Origin of the sequence: Pseudoalteromonas sp. TB41 (genome assembly GCF_000497975.1) — a bacterium.
GTDB lineage: Bacteria > Pseudomonadota > Gammaproteobacteria > Enterobacterales > Alteromonadaceae > Pseudoalteromonas > Pseudoalteromonas tetraodonis.
Map to the genome: position 1 here is coordinate 1 of NZ_AUTH01000120.1, position 18287 is coordinate 18287.

Sequence of the window (18287 nt, forward strand, 5' to 3'; positions counted from 1 at the left end):
TAGGGCGTGTTGATCTTTGTGGTATGAAAAACAAACAGCATGAAGATAAGGTATAATTGAATTCGCCAGAAAACTTTACACCGAACCTACATGCCAAGATTAATGCTAACAGACGGGACATGGAATGTCTTATCAAAAGTAATGTACTTAAGTGGTCGAATTTATAATAAGCCCGACCATAGAAAAACGCTCGAAGGCATACTGTATAAGATGCGCACAGGTATTCCATGGCGAGATTTACCTTCTGATTTTGGCCGTTGGAGTGCTATCTACAGACGGTTTAATTTATGGTCCAAAAAAGGGATTTTGAATGAACTGTTTCGCGCATTATCTCGTGATGCGGACATGGATTGGGTCTTCATTGATGGCAGTATTGTCAGGGCTCATCAACATAGTTGCGGTGCAAGAACTGCTGACAATGAATCAATTGGAAAGAGCCGAGGTGGAAATTCTACGAAAATTCATCTTGCAGTCGATAGCGGAGGGTTGCCTGTTTATTATGAATTATCCTGTGGAAATACGCATGATATCGTCCATGCAGAGTCACTCGTAGCTAATTGCCCAACAAGTAATATGGTTGTCGCAGATAAAGGCTACGACAGTGAAAAACTGAGAGCGTTTGTTCGTGATAATAACGCTACACCCGTTATTCCACGTAAGGGCAACAGTTTAGTAGGCAATGAAGATATTGACTGGTGCATGTATAAATATCGGCACTTGGTTGAGAATGCATTTGGCCGTATTAAGCAATATAGAGGGATAGCCACGCGGTATGAAAAGCTTGAACGAAATTATCATTCAATGCTCGCTTTAGCATTTACTATGATGTGGCTACCAATGTGGGCTGATTGATATATGTACTACAAAGATCAACAGCCCCTAGTGAGCTTAAACTTCTTTTTAAGCGCGGTAACTTCTATCATTTTCGTGTCCTTCGTTTCGGTCTAAAATAGTCCGTGTTATCGTAAAATGATGGATTGTTATTCTCATCAAACCAACCAGGAACACCTAATAAAGGTAAAGGTGAAAGCTGTTTGTTATCGGCTAAACAATCATCAGTTTTAATCATCTCATAAAGGCGCTGATCTAGGTACTGGTATTGCGTTACTAAATCTTTACAAAATATTTCATCCGGTACATTTACAAATAAGGCTTTGCCAGTCAGTCCAATATAAGGTTTGGTTAACATTTCATAATTGGCATGGCCAAACATGAAAGGTGCAATGGTTTTACCCCACTGCTCTCTATGTTCGATGAAGGCTGTTTTCCATTGATGATCTCTTAACCACTCTTTCCACTGTGATTCGCTAATAGCTAAAACCACACCGCATTCGTCAAACAAGGTCAGTGCGTTACGGTGTTTACTTCGTTGTTTTAACCCATGCAACGCTATTTCATCAACATGACGCTGATTAATAAGGGCTTTTGTTTTTGGAAATAAGCACCAAATAAAACCACCAAACAGATCATGCCAGTTTTGTTGTCGGGTGGGCACGTCCCCTGTTTCAAAAATGACTTGTTCATAATAGCGCTCAGCAAAATCAACCTTGGCATCATCGACAAAACGAATGGGCAGATTATTAGCATTGATGGCGTTTAAATACGGGGTAAAGTACGCAGGCTCAGGCCAGTCTGTTTGCTGATCTATTTTAAACAGCTGACGAAGGTGCTCAAATGCACCTCCATTTATACTCGTTACTTGAAATTGTTCTGGGGGAGTAAAACGCTTCATTGTTACCTTTACTGTACATTTTTATCAGCAACAGTTTACCGCAAAAACTGGTTCTAATTAACAGAAGTTCATATACTAACGCCACTTAGAACAAAAAAAGAGCTAATATGAAACGTTATTTTTCTTTGACCCTAATAACAACGGCAATTTTAGCCGGCTGTGCAACAACAAGTATTACATCTGATGATGTCGCTAAAGGCTACAACAGCATTCAAGCGGATGAAATTGCTAAGCATGTAAAAGTGTTAGCTTCTGATGAATTTGGTGGACGTGCTCCTTCATCTGAAGGTGAAAAGCTTACGCTTGATTACTTAACAAAAGAATTTACTGCTTTAGGCTTTGAGCCGGGTAATGGCGACAGCTTTTTCCAAGAAGTGCCGCTTGTATCGTTAGAAGCAGACTCTGATATGGTGCTTAATATTGGCGGTAAAGACTACCAATACAAAAAAGACATGGTTATGGGTAGTAGCCGTATTAGTGCGCAAGAAGGAATTGAAAACTCGGAGCTTGTATTTGTGGGCTACGGTGTTAACGCACCTGAATATAACTGGAATGATTACGAAGGCCTAGATGTTAAAGGTAAAACCGTTGTTATGCTGGTAAACGATCCGGGTTTTGCAACTAAAGATCCTGCTTTATTCACCGGCGATGCAATGACCTATTACGGGCGTTGGACTTACAAATACGAAGAAGCAAGCCGTCAAGGTGCTGCAGGCGCTATTATTATTCATGAAACTGCTCCAGCGTCTTACCCTTGGTCTGTGGTTGAGAACTCATGGAGTGGCGAGCAATTTGGTTTCGTAAAAGAAAACAATAATATGGACCGTGTTGCTGTTGAAGGTTGGGTTACTGTTGATGTAGCAAAAGAGCTTTTTTCTAAAGCAGGCCTTGATTTTGAAACCGCCAAAGCAAACGCTGCCAAAGGTGCTTACCATGTTGATATGGGCGATTTAACAGCCACTGTAAATGTAAAAAACACCATCAAAAAATCGGTATCTTATAACTTTATTGCCACTCTTCCTGGTAGTAAAACACCCGATGAGCATATTATTTACTCTGCGCATTGGGATCATTTAGGAACGGATAAAAACCGTAAAGGCGATCAAATTTATAACGGCGCACACGATAACGCAACAGGTACAGCCGGTATGATAGAAGTTGCCGAAGCCTTTACCAAACTAGGTAAACGCCCTGACCGTTCAATGACCTTTTTAGCGGTAACCGCTGAAGAGCAAGGTTTATTAGGCTCGAAATATTATGCTGCGAATCCAGTTATTCCAGCTAATAAAACCGTTGCAAATATTAATATGGACAGCTTAAACCTATTAGGTAAAGTAAAAGATATTAGTGTGGTGGGTATTGGTAAATCACAAATGGATGAGCTATTAGCAACTGCGGCCAAAGAGCAAGGCAGAACAGTATCGGGCGACCCTAAACCATCTTCAGGTGGCTACTACCGCTCAGATCACTTTGCCTTTGCTAATATGGGTGTTCCTGCCATGTATGCCGGTGGCGGTACACAAGCGTTTGACGATGAAACTGCAAATTACCGTAAGCGTATGAGCTTAGTACTGCGTGGTTGTTACCATCAACCTTGTGATAGATACCGCGATGAGTGGGATTTATCAGGTGCGGTTCAAGATTTACAATTATTTTATAAAGTAGGTTTTGATATTTCACAACAAACTCAGTGGCCTACGTGGAATGAAAACTCAGAGTTTCAACGTAAAAAGTAACTACTGCGACAACACGTAAATGATATTGATTATCATTTAATAAAATAGTACAGTGCGATCTCATTCTTTAATTAGGTCGTACTGTATGTTTTTAACATCCCATTTAGGAGTTATTTCGCCAGCTGCAAAACGTGTTTTTCATCAAAATAAACGCCTAATTTTACCTCTGTTAATTTTAGTCTGTTTAGCCCTGCCCGATTTACGCGCCATAACAATTACTGCACTCAGTGATGCTTTTTTTCAAGTCAGTGTGTTTGTTGCTGCGACCTTATTTATTTACTACTACGCGATTGATCATTTACCCCAACTAGAGCTTCGTTACCTAAATGCTAAGTCACCGGTATTAGAGGTCAGCTTTGCTGCTTTTTTAGGCATGTTACCAGGCTGTGGTGGCGCGATTATTGTGGTGACTCAATTTACAAAAGGCCAAGCTAGCTTTGGCGCAATTGTTGCTGTATTAACGGCCACTATGGGTGATGCCGCGTTTTTATTGTTAGCGACTCGCCCTACCGAGGGTTTAACCATCATGGCAATAGGGTTTGTGGTTGGCTCAGTAACGGGTTTAATCGTCAACACACTTCATAAAACAGGCTACTTATGCCCAACTGATCAAAAGCACACACCACAGGTTACCCTTTTACCGACGAAAATAATTACGCTCAGTAAGCCTATTTGGTACATCGCTATTATTCCGGGGTTACTCATTGCCTTTTTACTCGCTTTTAATATTGATTTGAGCCAATTTGGGCAGTACACCACATTCACTGTTACTCATTTTGGCGCATTAATGGCGTTGTTTGTCGTATTTATGTGGGCGTTATCTTCAAAAGGTGAAAGCTATAAAGAAGTAACCTCAGAAGATGATATATGCAGTCCACCTTCAAAACTCACAAAAGTACTGCAAGATACTCATTTTGTAACCGCGTGGGTGGTTGCCTCCTTTATATTATTTGAACTACTGGTTACCGTGTTTGGCCTTGACTTAAAAACATGGTTTTTAAATTATGCTTATATGGCCCCGCTCATAGCGGTTTTAATTGGTTTTTTACCTGGCTGTGGCCCGCAAATAATTGTTACCACTTTATATATTCAAGGGGTTATTCCGTTTAGCGCATTAGCGGCCAATGCCATTTCCAACGATGGCGATGCGCTTTTCCCAGCCATTGCCATGACACCTAAAGCGGCTATTATTGCCACGCTATATACCGCTATTCCCGCGTTATTAGTTGGTTATGGACTGTATTTTTTTAGCTAAATCAGTCTAGCTTTTATTTATTAAGTTATAAAAAAACCAGCTAATTGCTGGTTTTTTAATTTATAAATGAATATAAAGACTTAGCGCATAGCCATCATCATTTTAGCTGGCTGCTCTAAGTATTCTTTCCATAAATTATTAAAGCGCGCAATAGTGCCGCCATCAATTACACGGTGATCCCCTGACCAACTTACTTGCATAATTGCACGCGATACCACTTGCCCTTGCTCGTCAAAGCGCGGAAGGTGCTGTAATTTACCTAAGGCAACAATCGCCACTTCTGGCTTATTAATAATTGGCGTAGCTATAGTGCCACCAATCGCACCTATATTCGAAATACTAATAGTACCGCCTTTTAAATCATCTGGTGCTACGCGGCCTTCTCGAGCTGAGTTAGTTAATTGCGTTAAATTATTAGCTACCTCTACAATACTTTTAGTTTGGCAGGCTTTAATATTTGGTACTAATAAGCCCACTTTAGAATCCACTGCAACCCCGATATTGTGATCATCGTAGTAGGTAATTTCACTGCAATCATCGTTTACTTTTGAGTTAAGTACCGGGAATTCAGTCATTGCCAAGGATAACGCCTTAATAAAGAACGGCATCATAGTTAACTTAACACCCTGTGCTTTATATTGCTCTTTAAGATCAGTTCGAAGTGCAATTAAATCAGTTAAGTCAATTTCATCACTGTAGGTAAAATGTGGAATAGTAGAAACCGACGCCACCATTTGTTTTGCCATGGCCGCTTTAATGCCTTTAATCACTTCTGTTCGCGTTCCACCCGAACTAGTTGAGTTCTCAGTACTACGAGTGTTTTTACTCTGAGTCGTTTGTGGCTTGTTAAGCTCAGAGGTATCCATGCCAGATGGCACTTCATTTTTTATAAACGCCTCAATATCTTGTTTATAAATACGGCCATTTTTACCACTACCTGGTACGCAGGTTAAATCAACGTCAAGCTCACGCGCTTTACGCCTAACCGCCGGTGATGCAACCGCTTTTTCGTTAACTATTGCAGTTTGCGTTTGCTTAGCAGGTGCGTCTGACGTTGCGTTACTTTGCGCTTTTACAACTGCTTGGTTAACATCAACGTCTTCTTTTGCGACTTGCCCTGCAACCGTCATTTGAAATAATGGGCTATGCACCTTTGCAATTTCACCTTTTTGATAATACAGCTTTTGCACTGTACCGGTGTATTTAGCCGGTATTTGTACTAATGCTTTATCGGTCATTACATCACAAACGGCTTGGTCTTCTTCTATTTCATCGCCTTCTGCTACTAACCACTCTACAATTTCACACTCAACAATACCTTCACCAATATCGGGTAAGATAAAATCTTCTAAGTGTTCACGAGTAGATGTTGGTGCAGATGATGTTTCAGTCTTTTCGCTGGGTGCTTCCCCGGCAACATCCATTGCAAATAACGGCGCATGTACTTTAGCAATATCGCCTTTTTTACAATGCAGCTTAGTGATCACCCCATCGTGTACCGCTGGAATTTGCACTAAGGCTTTATCTGTCATCACATCACAAATAGGCTGATCTTCTTTTACAGTGTCGCCCTCTTGTACCAGCCATTCGACTACTTCGCATTCAACTATGCCTTCACCAATGTCAGGTAATATAAAATCTTTAGCCATGGAAACCCCTAAAAGTTCACTGATTGTTTAATTGCGGCCATTACTTTTAATGCATCTGGAACATATTCTTTTTCGAGCGCCAGCGGGTATGGCGTATCTAGACCACACACACGTAAAATAGGCGACTCTAAATGCAGAAAACACTCTTGAGCGATGGTTGCGGCTATTTCTGCGCCAAAACCGTTAGTAATAGGTGCTTCATGACTAACAATAAGACGGCCTGTTTTAGTCACTGATTTAGCAATCGTTTCAACATCCCATGGTAAAATACTGCGAAGGTCAATCACTTCACAGCTAATGCCCTGTTCACTGGCTTGCTTTGCCGCTGCTTCTATAATTTCCATTTGTGCACCCCACGCTAGTAAAGTAACGTCAGTACCCTCTTGAACTACTTCAGCTTTACCAAGTTCAATGCTGTAATCTTCTTCAGGCACTTCACCAGTTGAGGCGCGGTATAAACGTTTGGGCTCAAAAAATAGCACTGGGTTGTCGTCTTTAATACACGCACGCAGTAAGCCTTTAGCTTGGTACGGGTTACGCGGCACGACAATTTTTAACCCTGGCGTGTGAGCAAAGTACGCTTCTGGCGATTGCGAGTGATACAAACCACCAGCAATACCGCCACCGTAAGGTGTACGAATCGTTAGATTACCCACATTAAACTCATTACCACTACGATAACGAAACTTAGCCGATTCATTCACTATTTGGTCAAACGCAGGAAAGATGTAATCAGCAAATTGAATCTCTGCCAATGCAGGTGCACCAAAGGCTGCCAAACCATTAGCAAAGCCTAAAATACCTTGCTCTGTGAGCGGGGTATTGAATACGCGATGCTTACCGTACTTTTCTTGTAACCCTGATGTTGCTCTAAAAACACCGCCAAAATAACCCACATCTTCACCAAAAATACACGCTTGAGGATGTTCATTCATGGTGATATCTAAAGCAGAATTAATTGCATGTAGCATGTTCATTTTAGCCATTACTTAATTCTCCCTGCTGTTGTTGGGTAGGCCTCTGGATGTGCTTTTATATGCGTTTTAAGTTCATCATATTGACGTTGTAAAGATGGAATTGGCGTATCGTAAACATCTGAAATTAGCTCTTCTAACGCCGGCTTATCAATTACTTCAGCGCGTTTTAGTGCCGCTAAAATATCATCACGAATTGTTTCTTTCGCTTTGATATCTTCTGCGTCATCTAACCAATTTTGTTTTACTAACCATTTTCTAAAGCGCTCAATTGGGCATGTTTTATAGTTTGCTTCTTCATCTTTTGAACGGTAACCGCTTGGATCATCTGATGTTGAATGCGCACCTAAACGATACGCTATCGATTCAATTAATACCGGTTCACCTTGTGTCGCAGCAATTTCGCGAGCTTTTTTAGTTGCCGCGTAAACGGCGAGCGCATCACTGCCATCAACACGAATGGTTTTAATACCATAACCCACACCACGCGATGCAATCCCATCGCCTTTAAATTGCTCATCGGCTGGGGTTGAAATAGCATAACCATTGTTACGTGCAAAAAAGATAACCGGTGCTTTATGTACTGCAGCCATATTTAAGCCTGCATGAAAATCACCTTCTGAAGCAGCCCCTTCACCAAAATAACAAATAGTAACGTTATCAATAGTACTTGCTAGTTCACCTGTTTTAGCATCAATGTGTTTTATTTTTTGACCATATGCGTAACCCGTAGCCTGTGGAATTTGTGTTCCCAAAGGTGATGAAATGGTCATGTAGTTAAGTGCTTTAGAACCATAATGGATCGGCATTTGACGGCCTTTACCTAAATCTAATTCATTAGAAAACATTTGGTTCATAAATTGATCAAGGGTAAAACCACGATAGTGTAAGGCTGCTTGTTCACGGTATTGCGCCATGATCATGTCATCTTGATCAAGGGCTGCAGCAGAGGCTGTTACCGCCGCTTCTTCCCCTAAACACTGCATGTAAAAGCTAACACGCCCTTGGCGTTGAGCACCCTGCATACGTTCATCCAATAAACGAATAAAACGCATGGTTTCGTATAATTTAATCGCGGTGTGTTTAGAAATATCAGGTGCAGGAGCACTAGGATGAATGTCGCCGTCCTCAGTTAAAATACTCAGGGTTGGAATATTAAGTGCGTGGCCGTCAATAAACTCAAGCTCATGATTAATATTCAGCGATACGTTATTGGGATTACTCATAACCTACCTTCTTTTGTTGTCGGTATCACAGCGCCCCTTTGGATTATTATTATGGGTGATAGTTGCTGAATAAACTTTGCAACATCTGCACTGTATTTAATTAAAGCTGCCAACACTTTACGTTAACGTAAAGTGTTATTCAACAAAACTGTGACCAAAGAAAAGTAAATAATGAGCAAAAAACTGGCAAGTTAACTATACATATAATTAACCACTTATTAATCAGTTGGTTAAACTTTCATAACAAGTGGTCTGATGTGTTGATTTAGCTAAAGCGGCTATCCACTTGCATAGGGACTACTGTAAGTAATGCACGTTGCCCAATGGCAACCTGTGCGTTAGGAAAAATAATTGCTTCCCCTTCTACGTCGGCATATATGGCATTATCGCCATCGGTGGCTAAAAGCTCACCCTTTGCAAACCCTGTAAAATTCTCGGCATCGTCAGAAAACGGAAAACTAAAGTTTTGCGCTGTGCGGTTAATAGTACGATGAACAGAAAACAACTCAAAGTCGCTTGCATTAAATTCTGGGTATTTTACTTCTTCTTGGCTAATTAATGCAGTTAAAGTTTGTTTTGTTTTTGCAAAGCGTGACATGTCGTTTTCACCAAAGGGTTTCACTTGCCCAAGCTCTACAGTAAATGAGTCAGCCCCATGCACAAACGACGAATAGTAGCTAAACGTGGTAGCAGGCGACTTCATCATCAATACTGTATTTACACCACAGCTTAATAAGAACTGCAGTTGCGACTTTTTCCAAGGCTTGCCATGTAAGAATGGGTAAACAGCAAATTTTTCGTTTTTAGAACCGCGAATAGCGGTATGTAAATCATAATGACAGCGATACGTACCCTGCTCTGAACGCGCATAAAAATCGCTAACATATTGCTCAAGTTTATCAGCACGAACACGTTCGTCGTTCATCGCTATGCCATCAACAGTGTGGTGGCCGTTAAACAAGCGGTTTAAGTTCTCTTCTACAAATCGTTTACCAATATTAATTGACTGAGGATTACCAAAAATAAATAAAACACGTTGTTGTAATTCAAGTTGCTCACTAATAATGTGTTTAATGAGTTCATCGCAAATTTCAATGGGGGCTGTCTCATTGCCATGAATGGCACTGGATAGCACCACATTTTTTGACGTTATACAATCAGGTTCAAACTCAATCACTCCGGTATCGTGTATGGTAACCTGAGTATTGTTATTAAGCGTAAATTGACCTGCCTCTAAATGCCATTCATGGTTTCGCGAAAGCGTTAAAAAATCACCATCTTGTTTTAATTGATTAATATATTCTGCAGTGGCTGACATAACGATAAAAGCCCTTTTTTTTGTAAATTATAGATACAAAAACGGCTGATAAAATCAGCCGTTTTTAGTTGTAATTGAAACTTAGCTAATCACTGAATCAACCAGTTTTTTAGCTTCTTTTTCTAATAAGGCTAAGTGCTCTTCGCCTTTAAATGATTCTAAGTAAATTTTATAAATATCTTCTGTACCTGACGGACGCGCCGCAAACCAGCCGCTTTCAGTTACCACTTTTAGACCACCAATAGCTGCATTATTACCTGGCGCATGAGTTAGCTTTTGTAAAATAGGCTCACCCGCTAAGGTATCTGCTTTTACGTCATCAGCACTGAGTGCTTTTAATCGCGACTTTTGCTCAGGCGTTGCTGGCGCATCTAGGCGTTTATAAAGTGGCGCACCAAATTCTTGCTCTAGTTCTTTATACAGCGCAGACGGTGTTTTACCTGTAACTGCAAGAATTTCAGCGGCGAGTAAGCCCATGATAAAGCCATCTTTATCTGTACACCAAACCGTGCCATCAAAACGTAAGAAAGCCGCACCAGCGCTTTCTTCACCACCAAAGGCCAATTTGCCTTTGTTTAAACCCTCAACAAACCATTTAAAGCCAACGGGTACTTCTTTTACTTTACGCTTGTTGCGCTCAGTTACCTTGTCAATCATTGAGCTAGAAACAAGGGTTTTACCGATTTCAACACTGGCATCCCAATCACGATGCGTTAGTAAATAGTCAATCGCTACGGCTAAAAAGTGATTAGGATTCATTAACCCATCTGGTGTTACTATACCGTGACGGTCATAATCAGGGTCATTACCAATCGATAAATCAAAATCATCTTTAAGGGCAATTAAATTAGCCATTGAATAAGGTGATGAGCAATCCATACGAATTTTGCCATCTTTATCAAGCGGCATAAATGCAAAACGTGGATCAACACTGTCATTAACGACCGTTAAATCTAAATTATATTTTTGCGCAATCACTGGCCAAAAGTTAATGCCTGAGCCACCTAATGGATCAATACCAATCTTGATGCCTGCATCGCTAATCGCTTTTAAATTAATAATGTTTTTTAAATCATCAATATAAGGCGTCATTAAATCTTCGTAGCGAATAAAACCAGAACGTGAAGCTTTAGCAAAAGGAAACAGTTCTACTTCAACTAAGTCTTCTAATAATAATTGATTGGCTCTGTCTTCAATCCATTTTGTAACGTCTGTGTCTGCAGGACCGCCATTGGGCGGGTTATATTTAAAACCGCCATCTTCTGGTGGATTATGAGATGGAGTCACTACAATGCCATCGGCAAGCTCATTAGGATGATTTTTATTATAACTAACAATAGCATGGCTAATAACTGGCGTTGGAGTAAAGTCACCATTTTCTTGGGTGATCACTTGGACTTCATTAGCAACCAACACTTCAATTGCTGAGTTAAAGGCCGCCTCGCTCAGTGCGTGGGTATCTTTACCTAAAAATAACGGACCAAATATATCGTTCTGTTTTCTGTAATCACAAATAGCTTGGGTAATTGATAATATGTGTGATTCGTTAAATTTTACATCGTAGGCACAGCCTCGGTGCCCTGAGGTGCCAAATGCAACACAATGCTCGGGGTTTTGCTCTAAGTCAGGCTCATTTAAATAATACGCAGACACTAACTTTGGTACATTCACTAAAGCCGATTGTGGTGCAGTTTTACCTGCGCCGGAATGAATTGCCATGGTCTTTCCTTAAAGATAATCACGAATTTTTTCAGCTTGCTCGTTGCTATAGCCTAAACTAAGTGCAACTTCATGCAGCATCATTTTTTTACGCGTGGTATTAGAATTGGTCATCACCCAATATTCACTGTCAGTGATATTTTTTGGGTTCATACTACTACCGCTATTCACTAAGTCTTCTTTACTGGTCGCGAAGTAAACACGATCTCGACCTTTAATATCTAGTACCGCAGAGAAGTCTGTTTTATGCGTTCGATAAAATGCACTTAAAATAAATAAAAAACGACCTACAACGCCTTTTTGCATCGCCAATTCTTCTTTATTTAAAATATTAAATACGTTCGCATTCTTTTTATTTACCGGCGGTTTTGCCACTTGGGTTGGCTGTTCAACGTCTGCTATAGGTTGTTCTAGTGATGAATTAGACACACTAACGGTTTCATTTTTATGATCAGTGTCTAATTTAGTGGTGTTAATTTTTTCGCCGTTGAGATTTAATAAACGACGTAAAATAGTGGATGCACTCTCACCAATACTCTGTGTATTGCTTGCAATGTACTGATATAACTCGTCGTCTATGTCGATTTGTTTCATGTTCTTCCTGTCATTACGGGTCACATTTTTCTTTCGATATGATTATACCCAAATCACCTCAAGATGCGAGCGTCGTTGGAATTAAAAGCGATTTAGGCAAGGCATTGATTGCAAACAATAGTCGTTCTATTGCTAAAACCAATAACGCAGTATAAATCGCTTTTAAACCAACCCTCTGGGCGTTTCACAGGAACTTACTCTCATCGTTGTTAATTTTTAAAAGGGATCACCATTGTTGCAAACTAACGCCTTGATATTAAGCCCCGGTGAAACGCTGAATTCTGTATCTTGTGATGGTTTGGGTATATACCCAATCCAGTTAGAAATGCGAGTTACAACCCACGCGACCCTAAACATAGTAGTAATTAATAATGACCAAATAATCAGGAAGCTAGGTATTTTTGAGTCCAACATACAAATAATACCTGTATTTTTTGCTTTTTAGGGTAATGCTCGGCAAACTATGCGCAAAATTGAAGGAGACGTCTATGCAATTAAATTACAAACAAATTGGTCAAGGTCCAAATGTTATTTTGATCCATGGACTGTTTGGCTCTTTAGAAAACCTTAATGTGATTGCGAAGCCATTAAGCGAGCATTTTTGTGTAACCAACGTTGATTTACGTAATCATGGCCTTTCGCCCCACAGCGATGAAATGGATTATACTGCAATGGCTAATGATGTTGTTGAATTAATGACGGCATTAAACATACAAAAAGCGCATCTGGTTGGGCACTCTATGGGCGGCAAAGTGGCGATGCAAATAGCACTGAGCCATACTGATTTAGTCGATAAACTAGTGGTTCTTGATATTGCGCCTGTGAGCTACCCTGCGCGCCATACTCAAATACTTGAGGCTTTAAATGCAGTTAAAAATGCAGATATTAGTGATAGAAAGCAAGCTGATTTAGTAATGCAACCGTATATAGAGGAGTTAGGTGTACGTCAGTTTTTATTAAAAAGCTTATATAAAAATGATGATGGGCACTTTGTTTGGCGCTTTAATTTACCTGTGCTCGATAATAAATATTCAACTATTACCGCAAACATTAATGCAAATAATTCTTGTTTGTGCGAAACTCTGTTTATTAAAGGTAATGACTCTGACTACATTTTAACCGAGCATCGCGAAGCGATTAATGCGCTGTTTAAAAACGTCAGTGCAAAAATCATTCATGGTGCGGGTCATTGGTTACATGCCCAAAAACCACAGGCTGTAAACAAAGCAATCAATGATTTTTTAACTGCAGTTTAATGTTATTTTTATGGCGTGTTTTTGATTTATCACACTAAATAATTAAAGATTTATGTGCTATAGTACGCGCCGTTTAATTTAAAGGTTATACGTCGATGGTCAGTCAGTTTATTAACGAATTTGATACCTTAGGGTTGTATTTTGGCTTAGCAGGTATTTTTATTTTTATCGGCTTGGCAATTAAAGACGTACTGAAAAGCGGCAATGTGCCTAAATTTGGTCGTTATATTGTGTGGCTGGTACTCTTTTTAGGTTGCTCTGGCTTTATTGCCAAAGGACTTATTCAGGTATTTTGGCAAGGTGCGGGTGTAGGTTAAGCATGGCCAAGTCAGAAACAGATAGAACAACGCTTGATTTATTTGAATACGAGAAACGTCCAGGTAGACCTAAAACTAATCCCCTTCCTCGGGATATGCAGTTAAAGGTTAATAAACGTAATCAAATAAAAAGAGATAAGGCACGTGGTTTAAAGCGTGTTGAATTTAAAGTTTCGTCACAGCTGTATCAGGCACTGAGTGATATGGCAGATGCACAAAATATTAGCCGCAGTGCGTTGATCGAAACAATTTTACAAGAAAGATTGGCTATTGATAGATAAAAGGTTTAAATCCATGGCAAGTGTAGGCATTTTTTTCGGAAGTGACACAGGTAACACAGAACACGTAGCAAAAATGATCCAAAAAGAATTGGGTAAAAAGCTCGTTGCTGTGCATGACATTGCAAAAAGCTCTAAAGAAGAGATTGCTGAGTTTGATCTGATCTTATTCGGTATTCCAACTTGGTATTATGGTGAAGCGCAATGTGATTGGGATGATTTCTTTCCTGAGCTTGAAGAAGTAAGCTTTGAAGGTAAACTAGTGGCTATTTTTGGCTGTGGCGACCAAGAAGACTATGCAGAATACTTCTTAGATGCTATGGGCATGATCAACGATATCGTAACAGAACGTGGCGCTATTGTTGTTGGCCATTGGCCAACAGACAGTTATGATTTTGAAGCATCAAAAGGCATGGCTGATGACAAGCATTTTGTTGGTTTAGGTATTGATGAAGACCGTCAGCCAGAATTGACTGAGCAGCGCGTTAAGCAATGGTGTGCTCAGGTATATGATGAAATGTGCTTAAGTGAGTTAGCAGATTAATCCCCCCTTTTTTATGCTAACTGTTTAAAATATTATCAAACAGTTAGCATTTTCCGCGTTAATGTTGATATAGATCAATTGTTCTTTGCACTTCCTGCTAAGGCACGTTATCCTAACTGTTATTGTGACGAGTACATCTTGCAAGATGTCTAGTATAACTAAATAAAATTGAGACAGATTTAATGACTGATCATAACTTGGAACTTAAAAAAGCCGGGCTAAAGGTAACTTTACCGCGTATTAAAATTTTAGAGATTCTTCAATCTCCAGATAACCAACACATAAGCGCTGAAGATGTTTACAAGGTTTTATTAGATCTAGGCGAAGAAATTGGTCTTGCGACTGTTTACCGTGTTTTAAACCAATTTGATGATGCAGGAATTGTAAGCCGTCACCACTTTGAAGGCGGTAAGTCAGTATTTGAACTTTCTGGCAGCACTCACCATGACCACTTAGTGTGTTTAAAATGTGGCAAGGTTGTTGAGTTTGAAGATGATTTAATTGAACGTCGTCAACTTGAAATAGCTGAAGAAAACGGTATTAAGCTGACCAATCATTCTCTTTACCTATATGGCGAATGTGAAGATAAAGACGCGTGTAAAGCGTTTGCGCAAAGCAATAGTTAAAAGCCTATTTAGTTTAATAAAAAAAAACCTGCGATTAAGCAGGTTTTTTTATAACTAAAAAATAGAGCAGTATTATTTGTGCTCTATTTTAGCCCACGAATCACGTAAGCCAACCGTTTGGTTAAATACCAGGTTTTCTGATTTAGTATCACGTGAGAAATAACCGGTACGCTCAAACTGAAAACCTTGTGCAGGTACAGAATTAGCCAATGAAGGTTCAAGTTTAGCATTAGAAATAACCACTAATGAGTCTGGGTTTAACGTGCTTTCAAAGTCCTCTGCGGCTGCAGGGTTAGGCACACTGAATAAACGGTCATATAAACGTACTTCAGCTGTCACTGACTCAGGCGCAGATACCCAATGAATAACCCCTTTTACTTTACGACCATCGCTTGGATTTTTACCCAATGTTTCAGGATCGTAAGTACAGTAAATAGTGGTAATTTCACCATTGTCGTCTTTTTCAACACGCTCTGCCTTAATCACATAAGCACCACGTAAGCGTACTTCTTTATCAAGCACTAAACGTTTAAACTTATTGTTCGCTTCTTCACGGAAATCTTCGCGTTCGATAAAAATTTCACGCGTGAAAGGCACTTCACGGCGACCCATTTCTTCTTTATTTGGGTGATTAGCCACAGAAAGCGTTTCTACTTTATCGGCTTCATAATTCTCAATCACAATTTTCACTGGATCAAGTACAGCCATTGCACGCGGAGCATTTTCGTTTAAGTCATCACGGATACACGCTTCAAGCATACCCATTTCAACCATGTTTTCTTGCTTGGTAATACCGATACGCTGACAAAATTCACGAACAGATGCCGGTGTATAACCACGACGGCGCAGACCCGCAATGGTTGGCATACGCGGATCATCCCACCCTTCTACGTGCTTATTAACCACTAAGTCATTAAGCTTACGCTTTGACATAATTGTGTATTCAAGGTTTAAACGTGAAAACTCAATTTGTTGCGGGTGACATTCAAGGCTGATGTTATCCAATACCCAGTCATATAAACGACGGTTATCTTGGAACTCTAGCGTACATAATGAATGAGTAATGCCTTCAAGTGCATCAGAAATACAATGCGTGAAGTCGTACATTGGGTAAATGCACCACTTATCCGCTGTTTGATGATGATTAGCAAAACGTATACGGTATATAATTGGATCGCGCAGCACCATAAATGAGCTGGCCATATCTATTTTAGCGCGAAGGACACATTCACCTTCTTTAAATTCACCGTTACGCATTTTTTCAAATAATGCGAGGTTTTCTTCAGGTGATGTTTCGCGGTATGGGCTGTTTTTACCAGGCTCTTTTAATGTACCACGGTATTCGCGAGCTTGATCTGCAGTTAAGAAACAAACATACGCTAAGCCTTTATTAATAAGCTCTACCGCATAACCATAAAGTAGATCAAAATAGTTTGACGAATACTTAATCTCACCATCCCAATTAAACCCTAACCACTGTACGTCTTCTTTAATTGAATTAACGTAGTTAATATCTTCTTTTTCTGGGTTTGTATCGTCAAAACGAAGGTTACATAAACCGTTATAGTCTTTGGCGATACCAAAATTTAGGCAAATTGATTTTGCATGGCCAATATGTAAAAAGCCATTAGGTTCAGGTGGAAAACGGGTATGCGTTGTGGCATGTTTTCCACTTGCTAAATCTTCATCAATTCGGGTTCTAATAAAGTTATTTGGGCGATTCTCGATTTCCGCCATAGGATTATAAACCTCTGTATATTGCGTGATAACAAAACTACTGCATTATTACAAAAACCAACCTTAACATACAGTAATAGATGCGGGTTTATGCAGTTATTACCAAAGTTTGTTAGATAAGGGATAGTTTATGAGCAAAATTTGTTTTAGCGCAATATTAAAGTCATTAAAGCGATTTATAGTAAACGAATAACCCCAACTTAAAGGAACGAAGATGGCCTCATTAAATCAACACCGCATATATATTCCAAGTAATGCACGTGCAAATCATTACTTATTAGCTGAAATTACACCTAATGAAGATTTTTATAAAAACTTTAGTAATATTAATGCTTGCTATGAACGAATTGCGCGTCAGTTATTTGCATCATGTGATGAATATGAACTGCATAATGTCCATTTACTCGCAAATGATAAACTCCCCGTGGTGAGATTTCATGATGAGTCTTACCAACTTGAAACCGATAAGCAAATGTTGTTTTTTTATAACCCTCGTTACCATGAAGCACATAAACTACATCACACAGAAAATCAGCAAAGTAAAAAAATACGCCTATTGTTTTTAGCTACTGGTGAAGATATACGTGCCCACTCAGCGCAATTTCATACCAATGTACAAAAAGTATTGAGTCATTTACAAGATCAGTTATTCTTAGACCAGCCAAGCTTTAAGCTACGCGATCATCAACATTTAACCTATGATTTATTCGCTAAAGAAAAAGGTAATAAAGAAAGCTATGGTTATAAACTAAGAAGTTTGTACCCTCGCTATCAATCCAGACAATGCGCAATACCTAGTAGCCATGCTGAAATGACTTACGTCACCTTCTCTATTCCCGTGTCACGTAATATTAAAACGCAATTTCAAACACAAATTAATAGCCATACTTATAAACCGTTTTATAACCACTTTTTGCAGTTATTTACTCAACTTTGTGAAGATAATAAACTCACCCATGCAGCGATGGTTGCCAATGGGGCAATGCCAATAATTCGTAATAGTGAAGTAGATAGAAATGAGGGAAATGGTGAGTTACAAAAAATTAGTTTTGATATAGAAGATTCAGCGCCGCAAATAAAAGTATTTTTTGATGAAAATAAACTCGTAGAGACGCTACATTTTGTGATTGTTGCCGCCGCACATAACAAACATGAGATTGGCTATGGTCGCTTTATGAACCAAGTAGAGAAAACCGTTCATGCATTCTGTGATGAATTAGCTATTAATAAGCAGCGCCAAGATTTATCTCTGCGATTTTTTCAACATATTAGTTACCCGTTTTAAGATTAAGGGCAATACGCTCTAGCCATACATAAAAAAAGGCT

The 18287-nt window shown here is 39.5% G+C and carries 17 protein-coding genes; 9 read left to right on the plus strand and 8 right to left on the minus strand.

What is annotated here, in order from left to right; translation table 11 throughout:
- Positions 1 to 90 precede the first annotated feature (90 nt).
- Positions 91 to 852, plus strand: a complete 762-nt coding sequence (locus L641_RS0120940; RefSeq protein ID WP_024600859.1) for an IS5 family transposase — start codon at positions 91 to 93, stop codon at positions 850 to 852.
- Between the two features lie 67 nt (positions 853 to 919).
- Here the strand turns inward: L641_RS0120940 and L641_RS0120945 are convergent, their stop codons facing one another.
- Positions 920 to 1732: a DUF3025 domain-containing protein gene (locus tag L641_RS0120945; RefSeq protein WP_024603029.1), complete on the minus strand. Its 813-nt coding sequence runs from the start codon at positions 1730 to 1732 to the stop codon at positions 920 to 922.
- A gap of 107 nt (positions 1733 to 1839) precedes the next feature.
- Between L641_RS0120945 and L641_RS0120950 the strand changes: the two genes are divergently transcribed.
- Together L641_RS0120950 and L641_RS0120955 are read left to right on the plus strand one after the other, a co-directional pair.
- Positions 1840 to 3468: a M28 family metallopeptidase gene (locus L641_RS0120950; RefSeq protein ID WP_024603030.1), complete on the plus strand. Its 1629-nt coding sequence runs from the start codon at positions 1840 to 1842 to the stop codon at positions 3466 to 3468.
- Between the two features lie 85 nt (positions 3469 to 3553).
- Positions 3554 to 4723, plus strand: coding sequence for a putative manganese transporter (locus tag L641_RS0120955; RefSeq protein ID WP_024603031.1), 1170 nt, complete (start codon positions 3554 to 3556; stop codon positions 4721 to 4723).
- 80 nt (positions 4724 to 4803) lie between these two features.
- On the opposite strand, the gene L641_RS0120960 is transcribed toward L641_RS0120955, so the two are convergent.
- The 6 genes from L641_RS0120960 to seqA form a co-directional block, all read right to left on the minus strand.
- A complete protein-coding gene (locus L641_RS0120960) occupies positions 4804 to 6372 on the minus strand; it encodes a dihydrolipoyllysine-residue acetyltransferase (protein WP_024603032.1) in 1569 nt (522 codons plus the stop codon).
- 8 nt (positions 6373 to 6380) lie between these two features.
- On the minus strand, positions 6381 to 7358 hold the full coding sequence (locus tag L641_RS0120965) for a transketolase C-terminal domain-containing protein (RefSeq protein ID WP_013464999.1): 978 nt from the start codon (positions 7356 to 7358) through the stop codon (positions 6381 to 6383).
- On the minus strand, positions 7358 to 8572 hold the full coding sequence (locus tag L641_RS0120970) for a thiamine pyrophosphate-dependent dehydrogenase E1 component subunit alpha (protein WP_024603033.1): 1215 nt from the start codon (positions 8570 to 8572) through the stop codon (positions 7358 to 7360). The genes L641_RS0120965 and L641_RS0120970 overlap by 1 nt, the downstream gene beginning before the upstream one ends.
- 265 nt (positions 8573 to 8837) lie before the next feature.
- The gene (gene astE / locus L641_RS0120975; protein WP_024603034.1) at positions 8838 to 9890 is read right to left on the minus strand and encodes a succinylglutamate desuccinylase; all 1053 of its coding nucleotides are present in this window, start codon (positions 9888 to 9890) and stop codon (positions 8838 to 8840) included.
- Positions 9891 to 9971: 81 nt separating this feature from the next.
- On the minus strand, positions 9972 to 11609 hold the full coding sequence (pgm, locus tag L641_RS0120980) for a phosphoglucomutase (alpha-D-glucose-1,6-bisphosphate-dependent) (RefSeq protein ID WP_013465002.1): 1638 nt from the start codon (positions 11607 to 11609) through the stop codon (positions 9972 to 9974).
- A gap of 9 nt (positions 11610 to 11618) precedes the next feature.
- The gene (seqA, locus tag L641_RS0120985) at positions 11619 to 12203 is read right to left on the minus strand and encodes a replication initiation negative regulator SeqA (RefSeq protein ID WP_008113782.1); all 585 of its coding nucleotides are present in this window, start codon (positions 12201 to 12203) and stop codon (positions 11619 to 11621) included.
- Positions 12204 to 12691: 488 nt separating this feature from the next.
- Between seqA and L641_RS0120990 the strand changes: the two genes are divergently transcribed.
- From L641_RS0120990 to fur, 5 genes are all read left to right on the plus strand, one after another.
- Positions 12692 to 13459, plus strand: coding sequence for an alpha/beta fold hydrolase (locus L641_RS0120990; protein WP_013465003.1), 768 nt, complete (start codon positions 12692 to 12694; stop codon positions 13457 to 13459).
- Between the two features lie 95 nt (positions 13460 to 13554).
- On the plus strand, positions 13555 to 13776 hold the full coding sequence (locus L641_RS0120995; RefSeq protein WP_008113777.1) for a DUF2788 domain-containing protein: 222 nt from the start codon (positions 13555 to 13557) through the stop codon (positions 13774 to 13776).
- A gap of 2 nt (positions 13777 to 13778) precedes the next feature.
- Positions 13779 to 14057 (plus strand): LexA regulated protein, encoded by a 279-nt coding sequence (gene ybfE, locus L641_RS0121000; RefSeq protein ID WP_008113775.1) that lies wholly within the window; start codon positions 13779 to 13781, stop codon positions 14055 to 14057.
- 13 nt (positions 14058 to 14070) lie between these two features.
- Entirely contained in the window at positions 14071 to 14598 is a 528-nt protein-coding gene (fldA, locus tag L641_RS0121005; protein WP_008113772.1) for a flavodoxin FldA, read from the plus strand.
- Between the two features lie 182 nt (positions 14599 to 14780).
- Positions 14781 to 15224 carry a ferric iron uptake transcriptional regulator gene (fur, locus tag L641_RS0121010; protein WP_013465004.1) on the plus strand — a complete coding sequence of 148 codons (444 nt, stop codon included), beginning with the start codon at positions 14781 to 14783 and terminating at the stop codon, positions 15222 to 15224.
- Between the two features lie 72 nt (positions 15225 to 15296).
- Here fur and glnS read toward each other — a convergent pair whose 3' ends face one another.
- Positions 15297 to 16961 (minus strand): glutamine--tRNA ligase, encoded by a 1665-nt coding sequence (gene glnS / locus L641_RS0121015; RefSeq protein ID WP_013465005.1) that lies wholly within the window; start codon positions 16959 to 16961, stop codon positions 15297 to 15299.
- 214 nt (positions 16962 to 17175) lie between these two features.
- Here glnS and L641_RS0121020 point away from each other — a divergent pair, with 214 nt between their 5' ends.
- Positions 17176 to 18246, plus strand: a complete 1071-nt coding sequence (locus L641_RS0121020; RefSeq protein ID WP_024603035.1) for a DUF3083 family protein — start codon at positions 17176 to 17178, stop codon at positions 18244 to 18246.
- Positions 18247 to 18287: the final 41 nt, after the last annotated feature.

Coding starts and splice junctions, on each gene's coding strand:
- L641_RS0120955 (WP_024603031.1), top strand. CDS start 3,554: ATGTTTTTAACATCCCATTTAGGAGTTATTTCGCCAGCTGCAAAACGT.
- L641_RS0120945 (WP_024603029.1), bottom strand. CDS start 1,732: ATGAAGCGTTTTACTCCCCCAGAACAATTTCAAGTAACGAGTATAAAT.
- L641_RS0120965 (WP_013464999.1), bottom strand. CDS start 7,358: ATGGCTAAAATGAACATGCTACATGCAATTAATTCTGCTTTAGATATC.
- fur (WP_013465004.1), top strand. CDS start 14,781: ATGACTGATCATAACTTGGAACTTAAAAAAGCCGGGCTAAAGGTAACT.
- L641_RS0120970 (WP_024603033.1), bottom strand. CDS start 8,572: ATGAGTAATCCCAATAACGTATCGCTGAATATTAATCATGAGCTTGAG.
- L641_RS0120995 (WP_008113777.1), top strand. CDS start 13,555: ATGGTCAGTCAGTTTATTAACGAATTTGATACCTTAGGGTTGTATTTT.
- L641_RS0120950 (WP_024603030.1), top strand. CDS start 1,840: ATGAAACGTTATTTTTCTTTGACCCTAATAACAACGGCAATTTTAGCC.
- L641_RS0120940 (WP_024600859.1), top strand. CDS start 91: ATGCCAAGATTAATGCTAACAGACGGGACATGGAATGTCTTATCAAAA.
- pgm (WP_013465002.1), bottom strand. CDS start 11,609: ATGGCAATTCATTCCGGCGCAGGTAAAACTGCACCACAATCGGCTTTA.
- fldA (WP_008113772.1), top strand. CDS start 14,071: ATGGCAAGTGTAGGCATTTTTTTCGGAAGTGACACAGGTAACACAGAA.
- ybfE (WP_008113775.1), top strand. CDS start 13,779: ATGGCCAAGTCAGAAACAGATAGAACAACGCTTGATTTATTTGAATAC.
- L641_RS0121020 (WP_024603035.1), top strand. CDS start 17,176: ATGGCCTCATTAAATCAACACCGCATATATATTCCAAGTAATGCACGT.
- L641_RS0120960 (WP_024603032.1), bottom strand. CDS start 6,372: ATGGCTAAAGATTTTATATTACCTGACATTGGTGAAGGCATAGTTGAA.
- glnS (WP_013465005.1), bottom strand. CDS start 16,961: ATGGCGGAAATCGAGAATCGCCCAAATAACTTTATTAGAACCCGAATT.
- astE (WP_024603034.1), bottom strand. CDS start 9,890: ATGTCAGCCACTGCAGAATATATTAATCAATTAAAACAAGATGGTGAT.
- L641_RS0120990 (WP_013465003.1), top strand. CDS start 12,692: ATGCAATTAAATTACAAACAAATTGGTCAAGGTCCAAATGTTATTTTG.
- seqA (WP_008113782.1), bottom strand. CDS start 12,203: ATGAAACAAATCGACATAGACGACGAGTTATATCAGTACATTGCAAGC.